The organism is Rhodococcus sp. USK10, from assembly GCF_019378875.1.
Classification (GTDB): domain Bacteria; phylum Actinomycetota; class Actinomycetes; order Mycobacteriales; family Mycobacteriaceae; genus Rhodococcus_F; species Rhodococcus_F pseudokoreensis.
Genome location: NZ_CP076048.1, coordinates 7,541,503 through 7,556,629 on the forward strand (window position 1 = coordinate 7,541,503; position 15,127 = coordinate 7,556,629).

Consider the following 15,127-nt stretch of genomic DNA (forward strand, 5'->3'; position numbering starts at 1 on the left):
ACGCGCGGCCGTCCTGACCTGGTCGTTCTGGGTCCACTTGACGGGCATTCACGGACCGGCTTTACTGGAAACGGGTTCGAAAATACGTTCGAACAAAGCGTCTGTTCGAGCCGCGTCTTCCCCGTGGTTGCCGACCGCTGTTGGTGTCGAGTGTCAGGGGTGTCGAGTTGGCTGAAGTGGCCGGCGAGCCGGGGTTTCCGGTGCCGGGGTCTCCCGAGTTGTCCGGGCTGTCCCGGCAGGAGCGTCTGGACTACCTCCGGCGGCGAATGGCCGCTGTTCCCGCGCGCGGTGAATCGGTGGCGGGCCGGGCCCCGGTGGACGGCGGGTTTCCTGCGACGGGCACGTCCACGGCTCCCGATTCCCATGCCGCCGGGGTGCTTCCGGTTCCGGCTGCGCTGGCCGGCCTCCTTCCCCGGGGCGGGCTGGTGCGCGGTTCGGTGGTGTCGGTGTCGGGTGCAACCTCGCTCCTGCTGGGGTTGGTCGCATCCGTGACCGCGGGGGGCGGTCACGTCGCGGTGATCGGGCATCCCCGGCTCGGGGTGCTGGCCGCGGTCGAGATGGGCGCGCAGCTGGAACGGCTGGCCCTGATCCCGGACCCGGGCGCCGATCCGGTGGAGATCGCCGCGGTGCTGCTGGACGGAATGGATCTGGTGGTGCTCGGGCTGGGAGGGGCGTCGGTGGCGCCGTCCCGTGCGCGTGCGGTGGTGGCCCGCGCCCGGAGCAAGGGGGCGACCCTGGTCGTCACGGACGGGCACTGGGACGGCGCGGAGATGCGGCTGGAGGCGCGGGTGCACGGTTATGCCGGGCTGGGCAACGGATCTCAGGACCGGGGCTGCGGGCGGTTGCGGTCCCTCAGCCTGGCGGTGTGCGCCCGGGGGCGGTCGTTCCAGCCGCGCACCACCCGGCTGGACGTGCGGTCGGCGCAGGGCCGGGTGGAATGGGTGGGCGCCCCGGAACCGGTGGTGCCTCTCGGGAACGTCCCCTTCCCCGAGCCGGTGGAGGTTGTGGGCCTGTGAGCCGGGTGCTGGCGTTGTGGTGCCCCGACTGGCCCGCGGTCGCGGCGGCCGCCGCCGCGGATCTCCCGCCCACCCATCCGGTGGCGGTGACGTCGGGCAACCGGGTGATCGCCTGCTCGGCGCCGGCCCGCGCGGACGGGGTGCGGCGAGGTCTGCGCCGCCGCGAGTCCCAGGCCCGGTGCCCCCGGTTGCATGTGGTGGCAGCCGATCCCGACCGCGACGCGCGACTGTTCGAGCCGGTCGCCTCGGCTGTCGACGCGGTGGCACCCGGCGTCGAGGTGTTGCGGCCCGGTCTCGTGGTGCTGTCCGCTCGCGGCGTCGCCCGGTATTTCGGTTCGGAGGAAGCCGCCGCGGAACGGCTCGTGGACCAGGTGTCGGCGGTGGGGGTGGAATGCCAGGTAGGTATCGCCGATCAGCTGTCCACGGCCGTGATCGCCGCGCGCAGAGCAACTCTCGTGCCACCCGGCGAGGGGGCGGCCTTCCTGGCGCCGCTCCCGATGCGGGAACTTGCCGCGGAGCCGAGCCTCGCGGCGCCGCATCGCGGGGAGCTGGTCGATCTGCTGCACCGGCTCGGGTTGCGCACGATCGGTAGTTTCGCCGCGCTGTCGGCGGGCGACGTGGCGTCGCGGTTCGGAACCGATGCGGTGCTGGCGCACCGGGCCGCGCGGGGGGAGCCGGAGCGTCCGCCGTCCGGGCGGTCGCTGCCCCCGGATCTGGAGGTCGAGGAACGGTGCGATCCCGTCATCGAACGGGTCGACGCCGCCGCCTTCGCGGGACGGGCATTGGCGGAGAAGCTTCATCGCACGCTGTCGGACGCCGCGGTGGCCTGCACCCGGCTGTCGATCTCGGCGAGCACCGGCAACGGTGAACAACTGTCCCGGATCTGGAGGTGCGCGGAACCGCTGACACCCGAGGCGACAGCGGACCGGGTGCGGTGGCAGCTGGACGGGTGGCTCACCGGACGCAGCGAGAAGCGGCCCACCGCCGGTATCGCCGTCCTGCGGCTCGAGCCGGTGGAGGTGGTGGCGGCAGGCGCCCTGCAGCTGGGGCTGTGGGGTGGAGTCGGCGATCAGGACGAACGGGCCCGGCGGGCCCTGGTGCGGGTGCAGGGCCTGCTCGGCGGGGAAGCCGTGCAGGTGGGGGTCCTCAGCGGCGGGCGGGGACCGGCGGAACGCATCACGTTGCTGCCGTTGGGCGACGAGTTGATTCCTCGCAACGATCCGTCGGAGCCGTGGCCGGGCACGTTGCCGGAACCTGCCCCCGCCGCGGTGCTGACCGCGTATCCGGAGGTGTGGATGTCGGACGAGCGGGGTACGGCTGTGACGGTCACGGAACGTGGTGTGTTCAGCGCGCCTCCCGCGCGGCTGCGGTGGGGGAGCAGAGAGTGGGCGGTGTGCGGATGGGCCGGACCGTGGCCGGTGGACGAGCGGTGGTGGGACCCTCCGGCGGCGCGGACGGCGGCCAGGGCGCAGGTGCTGCTGGAGGAGTCGCGGGCGCTGCTGGTGATCTGCACGGCAGGCCGCTGGTCGGTGGAGGGAATCTACGAGTGACACATCCATGAATGGCACAGGACGCGCGCAGGCATCGCTTGCGGACCGGCCGTCCGAAATGCTTTGCTGTGCAGAGGGTCGCGTGCCGGTGGCGGACAGCGTCAGGCATGGAGGCCGGCCACAGTCGCGTCGTCGGCTCGTGGCATATCCCGAAAGGGTCGAATGTGACCATTTCCTTTAACCACACCATCGTCGCCGCCAAGGACAAGCAGGAGTCGGCGACGTTCTTCACCACGCTGTTCGGGCTGCCGGACGCCGTGCCCGCCGGACATTTCCTGGCGGTCGCCCTCGACAACGGGGTGTCCCTCGACTTCGCGGAACCACCGATCGAATTCCAGCCGCAGCATTACGCGTTCCTCGTCGGGGAGGACGACTTCGACCGGATCTACGGCCTGATCGTCGAGTGGGGTCTCGACCACTGGGCGGATCCGCGGCAGACGCTGCCGGGCACCATCAACACCAACGACGGCGGCCGGGGCGTCTACTTCCTCGACCCGTCCGGCCACTACCTGGAGATCATCACCCGCCCGTACGGGTCGGGCCGGTAGTCCGCGGCCGGGGTGCCGGTGCTCGCTAGTCTGGATTGTCGTGGACACGAGCAGGACTACCCCGACGCGCACCGGCATCGAGATCGCCTACCGGGACAGCGGCGAGCCGTCGGTGCCGGCGGACGTCCCTCCCGTGCCGGTGGTGCTGGTGCACGGGATGGGCGGTGACGGCGGCACCTGGGACCGTTTCGCTCGCGCACTCGTCGCGCAGGGGAGACGCGTCCTCGTCCCGGATCTGCGGGGGCACGGTCGCAGTGCCCGCGCCGGGTCGTATCTGTTCGAGGAGTTCGGCGCCGACGTGGTGGAGGTGTGCGACAACCTGGAGCTGACGAGGGTGGACCTCGTGGGACACTCGCTCGGCGGTCATGCCGCGTCGCTCGCGGCGCAGGCCCGACCCGGGCTGGTCCGCCGGCTGGTGATCGAGGAGGCCCCGCTCCCGTTGCGTCCCGGTGACCCGGAACAGGTATTCGCGAACCGGTTGCCGTCGCTGCCGGAACTCTGGCACGCGACGACGAGCGTCATCCGGCATCCGCGGGCCGTGTTCGCCTTCGACCGGTCGATGACGGGCTCCGCGATCGAGCAGTTCCGCCGCCCGGATCCGTTGTGGTGGGACCGATTGCCGGACATCGAGGCCGACACGCTCATCCTGCGCGGCGGACCGGGCGGGATGGTCGACCCGCGCAAGCTCGAATCCGCCGTCGCGGCGATACCGAAGTGCCGGGTGGTGGTGTTTCCCGGCGGGCACAGCATTCACCGCGACCGGTACGACGAGTTCGCGGCGGAGGTCCTGCCGTTTCTCATGCAGCCTCAGACGAGCTGACAAAAAGTCCGAAGATGTAAACCGCGGCGGCCTCGACAGGACTACCGTGGAAGCGGAAAGAGGGGGCTCGGAACGAGGAAGAAGGACCCACGATGTCGACACTCACGCCCGGACGTCACTACACGTCCGGCAGGCAAGGGTTCAGCTCACTTCGCGACGGGGGACTCAACTGGGACGCGTTCCCGTTGCGGCTGTTCACGAAGGGCAACGCCAAGTTCTGGAACCCCACGGACCTCGACTTCAGCCGGGACGCGGAGGACTGGGAGGGGCTGAACTCGGAGCAGCAGCGCAACTCCACGTATCTGGTCGCACAGTTCATCGCCGGTGAGGAAGCGGTCACCGAGGACATCCAGCCGTTCATGAAGGCGATGGCAGCCGAGGGGCGCTTCGGCGACGAGATGTACCTCACGCAGTTCTGTTTCGAGGAGGCCAAGCACACCCAGGTGTTCCGGTTGTGGATGGACGCGGTGGGCCTGACCCGGGACCTGCACCCGTTCGTCGCCGACAACCCGTTCTACCGGCAGTTGTTCTACGAGGAATTGCCGGGATCGCTGAAGGTCCTCGAGACCGATCCCAGCCCGGCCAATCAGGTGCGGGCCAGCGTCACCTACAACCACGTCATCGAGGGCAGCCTCGCGCTCACCGGGTACTACGCGTGGCAGAAGGTGTGCACGACGCGCGGAATCCTGCCGGGAATGCAGGAACTCGTCCGCAGGATCGGCGACGACGAACGACGCCACATGGCGTGGGGGACGTTCACGTGCCGCAGGCACGTCGCCGCCGACGACGGCAACTGGGGCGTGGTCCAGGAGCGGATGGCGGAGCTGATGCCGATGGCACTGGGCATGATCGACTGGGTGAACAAGCAATTCGAGGTCCAGCCGTACGGGCTCGACCCGCAGGAGTTCATCGCGTACGCCGCGGACCGGGCGCAGCGCCGGCTGGGGGCGATCGAATCCGCGCGTGGACGCCCGGTCGAGGAGATCGACCTGGACTACTCACCCGAGGCGCTCGAGGAGAAGTTCGGCGAGGAGGACGCCGAGGCGATGTCCGAGGCCGCCGGCTGAGGCGCACCCGGCGGTGGCAGTGGCAGGATCGGCCCATGGCGCTCACCGCACTCGACCGCAGACTCCTCGGCTGGTCCGCAGCATTCGTGATCTCGCAGGCGAACATCATCCGCCTGCTCGGTCCCGTGGCACCCCGGCTCGCCGAGATCCAAACGGCCCGCTCCGCACGGGACTACACCGCGATCCTCGACGGGATGACCGACTCCGACACGGCGCGCTACCGCAGCCACTACTACCCGGACTTCGTCCACCCGCTGATCTATGCCGTCGCGCTGCGCACGGGCGCCCGGCGGCTGGCGGAACTTACCCCGCTGTCGCCGGGAACGCAGAAGGTGCTGGCGGCGGCGCCGGTGATCTCGGCGGCGGGCGACTACGCCGAGAACCTCGTCGGGCTGTACCTGCTGTCGCACCGTGAGCACATCACCGACGCGACCGTGCGGACCACCAGCGTGGTCAGCGTCACCAAGTGGGTGCTGGCGCTCGGGGCGCTCGGATACCTGTCCCAGGGATTCGTGAGGGTCTGGGCGGGAAAGTTGTTCTCCCGCTAGATTCAGGCGCATGGGTGCTGCCGAGCTGAGCGTCGAGTACTTCACCGGACAGGCCGAGTTCCGGGAGTGGCTCGCCGCTCATCACGCCTCCTCGCCCGGTATCTGGCTGAAGATGGCGAAGAAGGGGTCGGCGCATTCGTCGATCGACTACGACCGGGCGCTCGAGGTCGCGCTGTGCTACGGCTGGATCGACAGCCAGGTGCGCCGTGTCGACGACGACTTCTTCGTGCAGCGGTTCACCCCACGCTCGGCACGGAGTCCGTGGTCGAAGCGGAACCGGGAGTTCGCGGAGAAACTCGCCGACGCCGGTCTCCTCGAGCCGGCAGGCGTGGCGGAGGTCGAGCGGGCCCGGGCGGACGGCCGCTGGGACCGCGCGTACGCGGGGCAGAAGGCGGCGGAGATACCGCAGGACTTCCTGGACGCCCTCGCGCGGAATCCCGAGGCCGAGGCCTTCTACGCGACACTCGACAGCCACAACCGGTACGCCGTCTACTACCGCCTGCAGGACGCCAAACGCCCGGAGACGCGTGCCCGCCGCATCGAGAAGTTCGTCCAGCAGCTGGCGGAGCGCAGGAAGTTCCACGACTGACCGATTTCCGCGACTGACACAATGGCAGCGTGCCTGACACGATCACCGCCACCTGTTCCGCCATGTCCGCGACCGACGAACCCCTCGCGGGCACCGCTGCGCACGTCAGGGGCTGGGTGTGTCTGGAATTCCCCGGAGCGTGGGGCCGGGACGTGCTCGACGGCGCGGCGCTCGGCCCGGATCTGGCCCGCGAACTCGACGCCCGCGCCGACGCCGCCGGGGTGCGGGTCATGTTCATCCGCCGGCCCGGCCGCGGCACCGCGCCGCCGGATCGGCGCACGGTGCTGCTGGCACAGTCGCACCCCGCGCGGTCGTGGTGCGAGCGGCTCGAGATCGGCTACCCGGAAGACCTGCTCGACCTGGACCTCGGTTTGGTCGCGGGGTCGGCACCCGGTCTGGGCGCGCCCGTGACGGACCCCGTCGCCCTGGTGTGCGCGCACGGGAAGAGGGACCAGTGCTGCGCCGTGCTCGGGCGGCCGGTCGCGGCCGGCCTGACCGCGGAGTTCGGCGACGCGGTGTGGGAGTGCTCGCACACGGGCGGTCATCGGTTCGCGCCGTCGTTGATCCTGCTGCCGACGGGCTACACGTACGGCCGGCTGTCGGCGCAGGAGAGTGTCGACGCAGTCCGCGCCGCCGCCCGGGGCGAGGTGTACCGGACCGGGCTGCGCGGCCGCAGTTGCTGGGACACCCCGGGGCAGGTGGCGGAACTCGCCGTCCGCGATCTGGTGGACGCCGCCGCGGACGAGCTGACGGTGGACGCGAATTCGGTTGTGACCCACCGCGACGGGCGTCGCTGGGTCGTCGACCTCGAACAGCGGGAACTGCCGCCGCGGCCGGCGAGTTGCGGGGCGGCGCCGAAGCCGGTGCGACCCGTGGTCGCCACCGGAGTCCGCGCCCTCGCCCCCTGAGACGGTCACCAGTGGGTGCCGGGCACCAGCCTTCCGACCTTCCGGGCGGCGCGCCCGAGCACCGACGACGTGTGGTGCCGGGGTTCCGGCGTGCGCCGCGGGGCCGGTGTCGCGTCGTCCGTGCTCGTTCCCTTCGCGGCCGGTGAATCGGGGAACATGCGGTACATCTGGTGCAGCACGCGATCCTTGACCGCCGGTGCGAAGACGTGGCCGAGTTCACCGAGCGTGCCGGTCGGGACGTCGATGCGTTTGGGGCGTTCGATCAGCGCCCGGACGACCATGGCGGCCGCCTTCTCCGGGGACGTGATCGGCCCGATGTTGTACCGGCCGGTGGGTGCGATCATCGGCGTCTCGACCAGCGGCATGTGAATGGTGGTGAACGTGATTCCGTCCGAGAGGGTTTCGGATGCCGCAACGTCGGTGAATCCGTCGAGGGCCGATTTGCTGGCGACGTACGCGGCGAATCGCGGGGTCGCGCCCTGGACCCCGGCGCTGCTGATGTTGACGATGTGGCCGAACCGCCGCTCGCGCATCTGCGGGAGGAAGGCGAGAATCAGCCGGACCGCGCCGAAGTAGTTGACGGCCATGGTCCGTTCGAAATCGTGGAACCGGTCCGTCGAGTGGTACAGGCCCCGGCGAATCGAGCGGCCCGCGTTGTTGACGAGCATGTCGACGTGATCGTGTTCGGCGAGAACGGCTTTGACGGTGTGTTCGACCGACTCGTCGTCGGTGATGTCGCAGGGGTAGCCGTACGCCTCGCCGCCCGCCACGCGGATCTCGGCGACCACGGCATCGAGTTCCGCGGTGCGGCGGGCGAGCAGGATGACCTTCGCGCCCTTGCGGGCCGTCGCGATCGCGGAACTCCGGCCGATCCCGGACGACGCCCCGGTGATCACGACGTGTCTGCCCACGAGCGGTCCGGCGGGGTGGGGCCTGCGTGCCCGGTCGGGGTCGAGGTTCTCGCGCCAATACGACCACAGCCTGCCGGCGTACGAGGCGAAGGGAGGCACCTCGATGCCGGTGCCGCGCAGCGCCTCCCGGGTGCCGCGGTCGTCGAACACCGTGGGCAGGGTCAGGTTCTCGACGAGCACCGGCGGGATGCCGAGCGCACCGAGCACCGCCTTGCGTCCCGCGTCGAGGACCGAGTCGGGGGTGGGGGTGAGGAACGGGCGGACGAGTTCGCCGGGCAGTCCGATCGCGGGATGCGGTGCGCCCGCCGCCTCGGCGAGCGCGGCGTAGATCTCGCGGACCGGCTGGGGGCGCGGATTGACGAGGTGGAACGTCTGGCCGTCCCGTCCGGGCGCCGTCATCAGTTCCACGACGGCCGCCGCCACGTAGTCGACGGGCACGACGTTGGTCGCGCCGATCCGCGGGACCGCCACCGGCAGGGCGGCGGGGAGTTTCGCGAGCGCCGCGATGGCAGGGAAGAGGTAGTACGGGCCGTCGATCTTGTCCATCTCGCCGGTGACGGAACTGCCGACCACCGCGGCGGGGCGGTAGATGCGTGTGCGCAGGCCCTCGGCGTCGCGGACCAGTTTCTCGGCCTCGAACTTGGTGCGGTGATACGGGGTGGGGAAGCCCTGGCCGAGATCGAAATCGGTTACCCCGAACGGCCCCTCGTGATCTCCCGCGACGGCGATGGAGGAGACGTGGTGGAGGGTCGCATCCAGTTCCCGCGCCAGTGCGATCACCGAACGAGTGCCGTCGACGTTCGTGGCGGCCTGCTCGTCACCGGCCGTGAGGTCGTAGATCGCGCCGAGGTGCAGGACGTGGTCGGCCGCGGGTGCGGACTCGAGTCCGAGACCGGGCTCCGTCAGGTCTCCGATCAGCGGATGCACCCGTTCGCCGCCGGGCATGCCGTCGACGAGCGCCTCCAGCCGCGCGACGGACGCGCGCCGGACGAGGACGTGGATCTCGGCTGATGCATCGCGGTCGAGGAGCAGGGGCAGCACGTGCCGGCCTAGGAATCCGGTACCGCCGGTGACGAGGTAGGTGGCCATGCCCCGAACTTACTCCAAAGTAAGATGATGCACTAGTGGCCGAGACCCACCTTGGCGTGCACCTTCTTCATCCAGGCCGGAGCCCACCAGTTGGCCTCGCCCATCAGCTTCACCAGGGACGGAACGAGGAGCATCCGGACCACCGTCGCGTCGACGAGCAGCGCGACGATCATGCCCACGCCGAGGAACCGCATGATCGACAGACCGGAGATCGTGAATGCCCCGGTCACCACCACGAGCAGCAGCGCGGCGGCCGTCACGATCCGGCCGGTGCGCTCGGTGCCGAAACGCACCGCCTCCTCCGTGGTCGCGCCCGCCTCGTGCGCCTCGACCATGCGCGACATCAGGAACACCTCGTAGTCGGTGGACAGGCCGAAGACGACGGCGAGAATGAGGACCACGAACGTCGCCTCGAGCGGTGCCGGACTGACCCCGAGCAGGCCCGCGCCGTGACCGAGCTCGAAGATCCAGGTGAGCACCCCGAACGTGGCGGCGAGACTCAGCCCCGCCATCGCGACCGCTTTGATCGGCAGCACCACGGAGCCGAACGCCAGGAACAGCAGGACCAGCGTCGAACCCACCATGATCGCGATCATGACCGGCATCCAGTGCACGATCGCCGCGTTGCCGTCGTCGACGGTCGCCTGGCCGCCGCCGACGAGCAGTTCGGTTCCCTCGGGGACGGAGATGGCGCGGAGACCGTCCACGGCCGCACTCTGATCGTCGGTGGTCACTCCCTCGGAGTAGACGGCCTGCACCGCCACCAGGTCGCCGTTGGATGCGACGACGGTGGCAGCGCCGATACCCGGCACCTGGCCGGCGGCTTGGGCCACCGCGGCCCCGTCGGCGGCAGTCGGCGCGGTGCCGTCGGTGCCCCGGAGGATGAGGGTGGCGCCGTTTCCGGTGGTGGGAAATTCGGTGGTGAGGGTGTCGGTGGCGATGCGGGCGGGATCGTTCTCGGGCAGCGCCGTGTACGTGACCTCGCCGAGCGAGGCGCTGAGCAGAGGCGCGGCCAGGACCATCAGGCCCGCGACGATCCCGACCGCGATGGCGACCGGCCGCCGCATCACCGCGGTGACGACGGAGCCCCAGAACTTGCGGGCGCGCACCTCACCGCGCTGCGCCGCGTCCTTGCGCCAGCTCAGCGCGTTGATGCGGTGACCGAGGATCGCGAGCAGCGCAGGTACCGCGGTGAGGGACAGCAGCGCCGCACTCGCGACGGCGGCCATCGCACCGAACCCGAGCGACTTGATCACGTCCTGCGGAAACACCAGCATTCCCGAGAACGCGCACACGAGAAGCAGTCCGGAGAACAGTACGGTGCGGCCCGCGGTCAGGACGGTGCGCCGGGTCGCCTCGGCCACGTCGGCGCCGGATTCGAGTTCCTCGCGGAAACGGCCGACGATGAACAGTCCGTAGTCGATCGCGAGCCCCAGGCCGAGCAGGGACGCCACGTTGATCGCGAACGAACTGACGTCGGTGAACAGGGTCAGCAGGCGCAGGGTCGCCAGGGCGCTGAAGATCGAGAGCAGCCCGACGAACACCGGCACGGCGGCGGCGACCAGTCCGCCGAAGATGAAGACCAGCAACACGAGTGTGATCGGCAGCGCGATCGCCGCGGCCCGCACCAGGTCCTGCTGCAGCCGGTTGTTGAACGCCACCCCCAACACCGAGTTACCCGCGAACTCGGTGTCGATACCCTCCACCTCGAGCTTCGGCAGCAGGTCGTTGAACGTGGCGGCGGTGATCCCGGCATCCGGGTCGACGGTGATCGCCGCCGACGCCTTGGTGCCGTCCTCCGACACCATCAGTTGCTTCCGCGTCGCCTCCGCCGTCCAGTACGACGTCACCGAATACGTCGGCACCTCGGCGGCGAACCGGTCGAGACTCGCGGTGACCTCGGGGCCGATGTCACCCAGGGTCTTCCCGTCGGGTGCGGTGTAGATGGCGATGATGTCCGGCGTCTGCGGACCCAGATTGGCCTCGACGATCCGTGCCACCTCGGCGGATTCGCTACCGGGGTCGATGAATCCGCCCGAGCTGAGCTTCGCGAACACACCGGTGCCCCATACGCCGCTCACCAGGACGGCGAACACGGCGAGGGTCAGGACCCACCATTTGCGTGAAACAACGGTCGAGGCCCAACGTGTCATGCGTCAACTCCGGGTGGTCGGGGGCGGTCGGCTGCGACTGCCGACTGTAGTGCGGATCGAGGGAATGCCGGTGGGGGTGTGACGCGGGTCCCGGCAAATCGTGCATACTCGGCAGTGCACTTGCAGTCACACGCACGGGGGAAGCCGGTCCGAATCCGGCGCTGACCCGCAACGGTAGGCCACCAGAGCATTTCGGTGGCGAGCCCGATTACCCGGCGTGTGGTGTGCGACATCCTTTTCGTCGTGGTCTACGAAGCGGAGTCCCGCAGGCGCGCCTCCACGGGGGCGTCTGCCGGCTTCTCATTCGTGGCTCTGAGCCGCAATGAGGTTTACATGCACAGTCAGTTGTTCCGAAGTTCCGCTCTGGTCACGCTCGCCGTGGCCGCGCTGGTGGTCGCCGGATGTTCGCGCGGGGAGTCCGTGGGGCAGAGCGCTTCCACCGAATCCTTCGCCGAACCGGTGTCCGTCACCAACTGCGCGCGAACGGAGACGTTCGACGCGCCGCCCCAGCGCATCGTGAGCATGAACGATCACGTCACCGAGGTGCTGATCGAGATGGGGGCGGGCGATCGCATCGTCGGCACGGGTTACGGCGACGCGACGCCGCTGCCGGAGTTCGCGGAGGCGTTCGCGAAGATCCCGAAACTCGCGAAGGAATATCCGACCCGGGAACAGATCCTGGACCTCGACCCCGACCTGGTGGTCGGCGGCATGCGCAGCGCGTTCGACGAGAAGGAGGGGCGCTCGCGCGAATCCCTGGGCGAACAGGGCATTCCGACGTTCCTGTTCTCCGAGTACTGCGGGCAGGGTTTTCCCGACATCGGGCTGCTGCGCAGCGATTACACGCAGCTCGGTGAGATCCTCGGCGTCCCGGACGAGGCGAGCGCCGTCACCGACCGGGTGACGTCCGGGCTGCAGGCCGTGCGGGACCGGATCGCAGGCACCACCCCGGTTCCGACGTTCTTCTACGATTCCGGCGAGGACGTTCCGCTGACGATCGGCGGTGTGGGTGTCGGCCAGATCATCGCGGACCACGCGGGTGCGGCCAACCTCTTCGCCGAGGGGGAGAAGCCGTATTCGAAGTCCACGTGGGAGATCATCGGTGAGCGCGCCCCGGAGGCGATCGTCGTCCTCGACTACGGCACGACGAGCGCGCAGGCGAAGATCGACTTCCTGACGTCGCATCCGATCATGTCGACGACGCCCGCCGTGAAGGCCGGCCGTTTCGTGGTGGTGCCGCTCGACGACTTCTTCGAGAGCCCGCGGTTGGTGCGGTCGGTGGAGACGATCGCGCGGGCGCTGCATCCGGACGCCGTCGGCGCGCGATGACCACGACCGCTGAACGTGCGGCGCCGCCGGTAGCGGCGCCGCACCCGGTCCGCGCCCGCCGCGGTTTCGCGGGCCTGATGATGCTGCTCGCGCTGGCGACGTTGTTCGTCCTCGGCCTCGCGGTGTCGTTCGGTTCGGTGCGCATCCCGATCGGCGACGTCTGGGCGATCGTCGCGCACCGGGTGGCGCCCGGCGCGTTCGATTCCTGGTGGTCGCAGGCGCGGGAATCGATCGTCCTCGACTCCCGGCTGCCGCGGGCGCTGACCGCGGCGGTCGTCGGGGCGGCGCTCGCCCTGGCCGGCGCTGTCGCGCAGGCGGTGACCCGTAATCCACTGGCCGATCCGTATCTGCTCGGGGTGTCCTCGGGCGCGGGTTTCGGCGTGGTGGTGGTGACGGTGCTCGGGCTCGGGGTGGGGGCGCTCGGCGCGTTCACGATTCCCGTCGCGGCGTTCCTGGGCGCGATGGTGCCGCTGTTCCTGTCACTGGCGATCGGCGGCCGGTATCCGCAGCCGACCGCGGTCATCCTCGTGGGTGTCGCGTCGGCGCAGGTGTTCTCCGCTCTCATCACCTTCTCGATCCTGGTCGTCGCCGACGAGCACCAACTGAGTTCGGTGATGCACTGGCTGGCGGGCGGTTTCGGCGACTCACGCTGGTCGACGGCGATCTTCCCGGCCGCCGCACTCGCGACGGTGGGGGCGGCGATGATGCTGAGCGCGAGCCGTGTCGACCTGCTGCAGGCGGGAGACGACGGCGCCGCCGCTCTGGGGATGAACGTGCGGCGCTTCCGCGTCGTGCAGTTGCTCGGGGTGTCGATGCTGGCCGGGGCGGCCGTGTCCGTCGCGGGCGGCATCGGCTTCATCGGGCTGCTCGTGCCACACCTGGCCGGGTATGTCGCGGGTGCCCGCGCCGTCCGGTTGCTGCCCGTCGCCGCGTTCCTCGGCGCGATCGCGATGGTCGCGGCGGACACGGCCGCGCGGTCGGTCGCGCGGAGCATCGAGGTCCCGGTGGGCGTCGTCACTGCCCTCGTGGGAGCGCCGATCTTCGTGTGGATGCTGTACCGGCAGTACGGGAGGGCCGAGCGGTGACCGCGCTGAGTCTGCACCGGGTCCGCGCCGAACTCGGGTCGCGGGAAGTGCTGCGCGGCGTCGACCTCGCCGTGCGTCCCGGTGAGGTGCTGGCGCTGGTCGGGCCCAACGGTTCCGGGAAGACCACGGCGCTGCGCTGCTGCTACCGCGCGCTCACCCCGACCGCGGGTGCCGTCGTCGTCGACGGAACGGACAGCGCCGACCTGGGCAGGCGAGAACTTGCCCGCACGATCGGCGCGAGCACCCAGGAACCGCGGGTGTCCGCGGGACTGACCGTGCGCGAATCCGTGTCGCTCGGACGCGTCCCGCACCGGGGCTGGTTCGAACGGGCGAACGGGGTCGACAGCGAGATCGTGGAGACGTGCATACGGCAGGTGGGGCTGGCCGAACTCGCCGGCCGCGACGTGCAGGCGCTGTCCGGCGGGGAACGGCAGCGGGTGTCGATCGCCCGGGCTCTCGCGCAGCAGCCGCGGGTGCTGCTGCTCGACGAACCCACCAACCACCTCGACCTGCGGCATCAGCTGACGGTGATGAACCTGCTGCGCGACCTCGCCGGCCACGGTCTCGCGATCGTCGTGACCATGCACGACCTCCGGCTGGCCGTGGAGTACTGCGACACGCTGGCCGTGCTGCACGATGGACGGGTGATCAGTACCGGTCCACCCGCCGACGTCCTGGACGACACCGTACTCGGCGGGGTGTTCGGCATCCGCGCCGTCGTGCGGTCGAGTCCGCGGCTGTCGATGGAGATCCTGGGGCCGGCCGATGGATGAGCAACTGCGGCGCGTGTACGAGCTGACCGCCCGCCGCGTCCCGATGATCGCCGACCAGATCGCACACCCCGGTGCCGCCTCGTTCCCGGCCGCGCTGCTGACCGATCCCGGCTGGCTCGCGGACCGGGTCGCGGACACGGCGGCGCGGTGGGGCAGTGACGACCCCCGGGTCAACGGCACCCTGTGGTGGTACTCGGCCAGTTCGACGCTGACCGGGATCCCGATCGCGACCGCGCTCGTCACGGGTGTCGCCGCTCACCCGGGGCTCGGCGACGCCGTGGCATTCCTGCGGGACGACGGGTACCTCGGCGGCATCATCGCGTCGTCGGGGCTGCCGGTCACCGAGGGACTGTCCGAACTCGCGGCGGAAATGGCCGCGGCACTGACGCCGATCGTCGATGCGCTTGCCGCCGTATCCGGGGTGCGGTACGCCGCGATGTGGGCGATCACGACGGATTCGATCGCCAACCGGGCCCTCGACGCGGGAACGGCGTGCGGCGACCGCGTACGCGGCAGCATCTTCGCCCGCGGTCTGGTGGACGCACTACGCCACGCCGGTGTCGTGCTGCCGGACCCGCGGTTCGTCGACGTCCGGGCCGGGACGCTGTCGCGCCGGTTCACGCAACGGGCGTCGTGCTGCCTGATCTACGAGACCCCGGGTTCGGGCAAGTGCGTGAGCTGTCCGCGAAGGCCTGCCGAGGACCGTCTGAGAGGTCTGGCCGCGCTCGTGACGTGACCTGC

At 70.3% G+C, this 15,127-nt stretch carries 14 protein-coding genes and 1 riboswitch; of the genes, 12 read left to right on the forward strand and 2 right to left on the reverse strand.

Features of this window, described 5'->3' with window-relative positions:
• Positions 1-176: 176 nt before the first annotated feature.
• The 8 genes from I1A62_RS41365 to I1A62_RS41400 all read left to right on the forward strand — a co-directional run bounded on the left by I1A62_RS41365 (position 177) and on the right by I1A62_RS41400 (position 7,046).
• On the forward strand, positions 177-1,016 hold the full coding sequence (locus I1A62_RS41365; protein WP_160101597.1) for a hypothetical protein: 840 nt from the start codon (positions 177-179) through the stop codon (positions 1,014-1,016).
• Positions 1,013-2,566 carry a DNA polymerase Y family protein gene (locus I1A62_RS41370; protein ID WP_219457954.1) on the forward strand — a complete coding sequence of 518 codons (1,554 nt, stop codon included), beginning with the start codon at positions 1,013-1,015 and terminating at the stop codon, positions 2,564-2,566. The genes I1A62_RS41365 and I1A62_RS41370 overlap by 4 nt, the downstream gene beginning before the upstream one ends.
• 164 nt (positions 2,567-2,730) lie before the next feature.
• Positions 2,731-3,114 (forward strand): VOC family protein, encoded by a 384-nt coding sequence (locus tag I1A62_RS41375; RefSeq protein ID WP_015889979.1) that lies wholly within the window; start codon positions 2,731-2,733, stop codon positions 3,112-3,114.
• Positions 3,115-3,154: 40 nt separating this feature from the next.
• A complete protein-coding gene (locus tag I1A62_RS41380; protein WP_219457956.1) occupies positions 3,155-3,934 on the forward strand; it encodes an alpha/beta fold hydrolase in 780 nt (259 codons plus the stop codon).
• A gap of 92 nt (positions 3,935-4,026) precedes the next feature.
• On the forward strand, positions 4,027-5,001 hold the full coding sequence (locus I1A62_RS41385) for a R2-like ligand-binding oxidase (protein WP_124394614.1): 975 nt from the start codon (positions 4,027-4,029) through the stop codon (positions 4,999-5,001).
• A 35-nt stretch (positions 5,002-5,036) separates the two neighbouring features.
• Positions 5,037-5,549: a hypothetical protein gene (locus I1A62_RS41390; RefSeq protein WP_219457958.1), complete on the forward strand. Its 513-nt coding sequence runs from the start codon at positions 5,037-5,039 to the stop codon at positions 5,547-5,549.
• Positions 5,550-5,559: 10 nt separating this feature from the next.
• Positions 5,560-6,138, forward strand: coding sequence for a YdeI family protein (locus I1A62_RS41395; protein ID WP_124394616.1), 579 nt, complete (start codon positions 5,560-5,562; stop codon positions 6,136-6,138).
• Between the two features lie 29 nt (positions 6,139-6,167).
• Positions 6,168-7,046, forward strand: a complete 879-nt coding sequence (locus I1A62_RS41400) for a sucrase ferredoxin (RefSeq protein ID WP_124394617.1) — start codon at positions 6,168-6,170, stop codon at positions 7,044-7,046.
• A gap of 5 nt (positions 7,047-7,051) precedes the next feature.
• Here I1A62_RS41400 and I1A62_RS41405 read toward each other — a convergent pair whose 3' ends face one another.
• Positions 7,052-9,046, reverse strand: coding sequence for an SDR family oxidoreductase (locus I1A62_RS41405; protein ID WP_124394618.1), 1,995 nt, complete (start codon positions 9,044-9,046; stop codon positions 7,052-7,054).
• Between the two features lie 32 nt (positions 9,047-9,078).
• Positions 9,079-11,199 (reverse strand): MMPL family transporter, encoded by a 2,121-nt coding sequence (locus I1A62_RS41410; RefSeq protein WP_219457960.1) that lies wholly within the window; start codon positions 11,197-11,199, stop codon positions 9,079-9,081.
• Positions 11,200-11,291: 92 nt separating this feature from the next.
• A riboswitch (cobalamin riboswitch) is annotated at positions 11,292-11,434 on the forward strand.
• Positions 11,435-11,532: 98 nt separating this feature from the next.
• On the opposite strand from I1A62_RS41410, the gene I1A62_RS41415 reads away from it, so the two are divergent.
• From I1A62_RS41415 to I1A62_RS41430, 4 genes are read left to right on the forward strand one after another with little or no spacing between them, the layout of a single operon-like run.
• Complete coding sequence (locus I1A62_RS41415; protein WP_219457962.1) at positions 11,533-12,528, forward strand: ABC transporter substrate-binding protein; 996 nt, start codon at positions 11,533-11,535, stop codon at positions 12,526-12,528.
• Positions 12,525-13,613 carry an iron ABC transporter permease gene (locus I1A62_RS41420; RefSeq protein ID WP_124394621.1) on the forward strand — a complete coding sequence of 363 codons (1,089 nt, stop codon included), beginning with the start codon at positions 12,525-12,527 and terminating at the stop codon, positions 13,611-13,613. The genes I1A62_RS41415 and I1A62_RS41420 overlap by 4 nt, the downstream gene beginning before the upstream one ends.
• Entirely contained in the window at positions 13,610-14,386 is a 777-nt protein-coding gene (locus I1A62_RS41425; RefSeq protein WP_124394622.1) for an ABC transporter ATP-binding protein, read from the forward strand. The genes I1A62_RS41420 and I1A62_RS41425 overlap by 4 nt, the downstream gene beginning before the upstream one ends.
• Complete coding sequence (locus I1A62_RS41430) at positions 14,379-15,122, forward strand: (2Fe-2S)-binding protein (protein WP_124394623.1); 744 nt, start codon at positions 14,379-14,381, stop codon at positions 15,120-15,122. The genes I1A62_RS41425 and I1A62_RS41430 overlap by 8 nt, the downstream gene beginning before the upstream one ends.
• Positions 15,123-15,127: the final 5 nt, after the last annotated feature.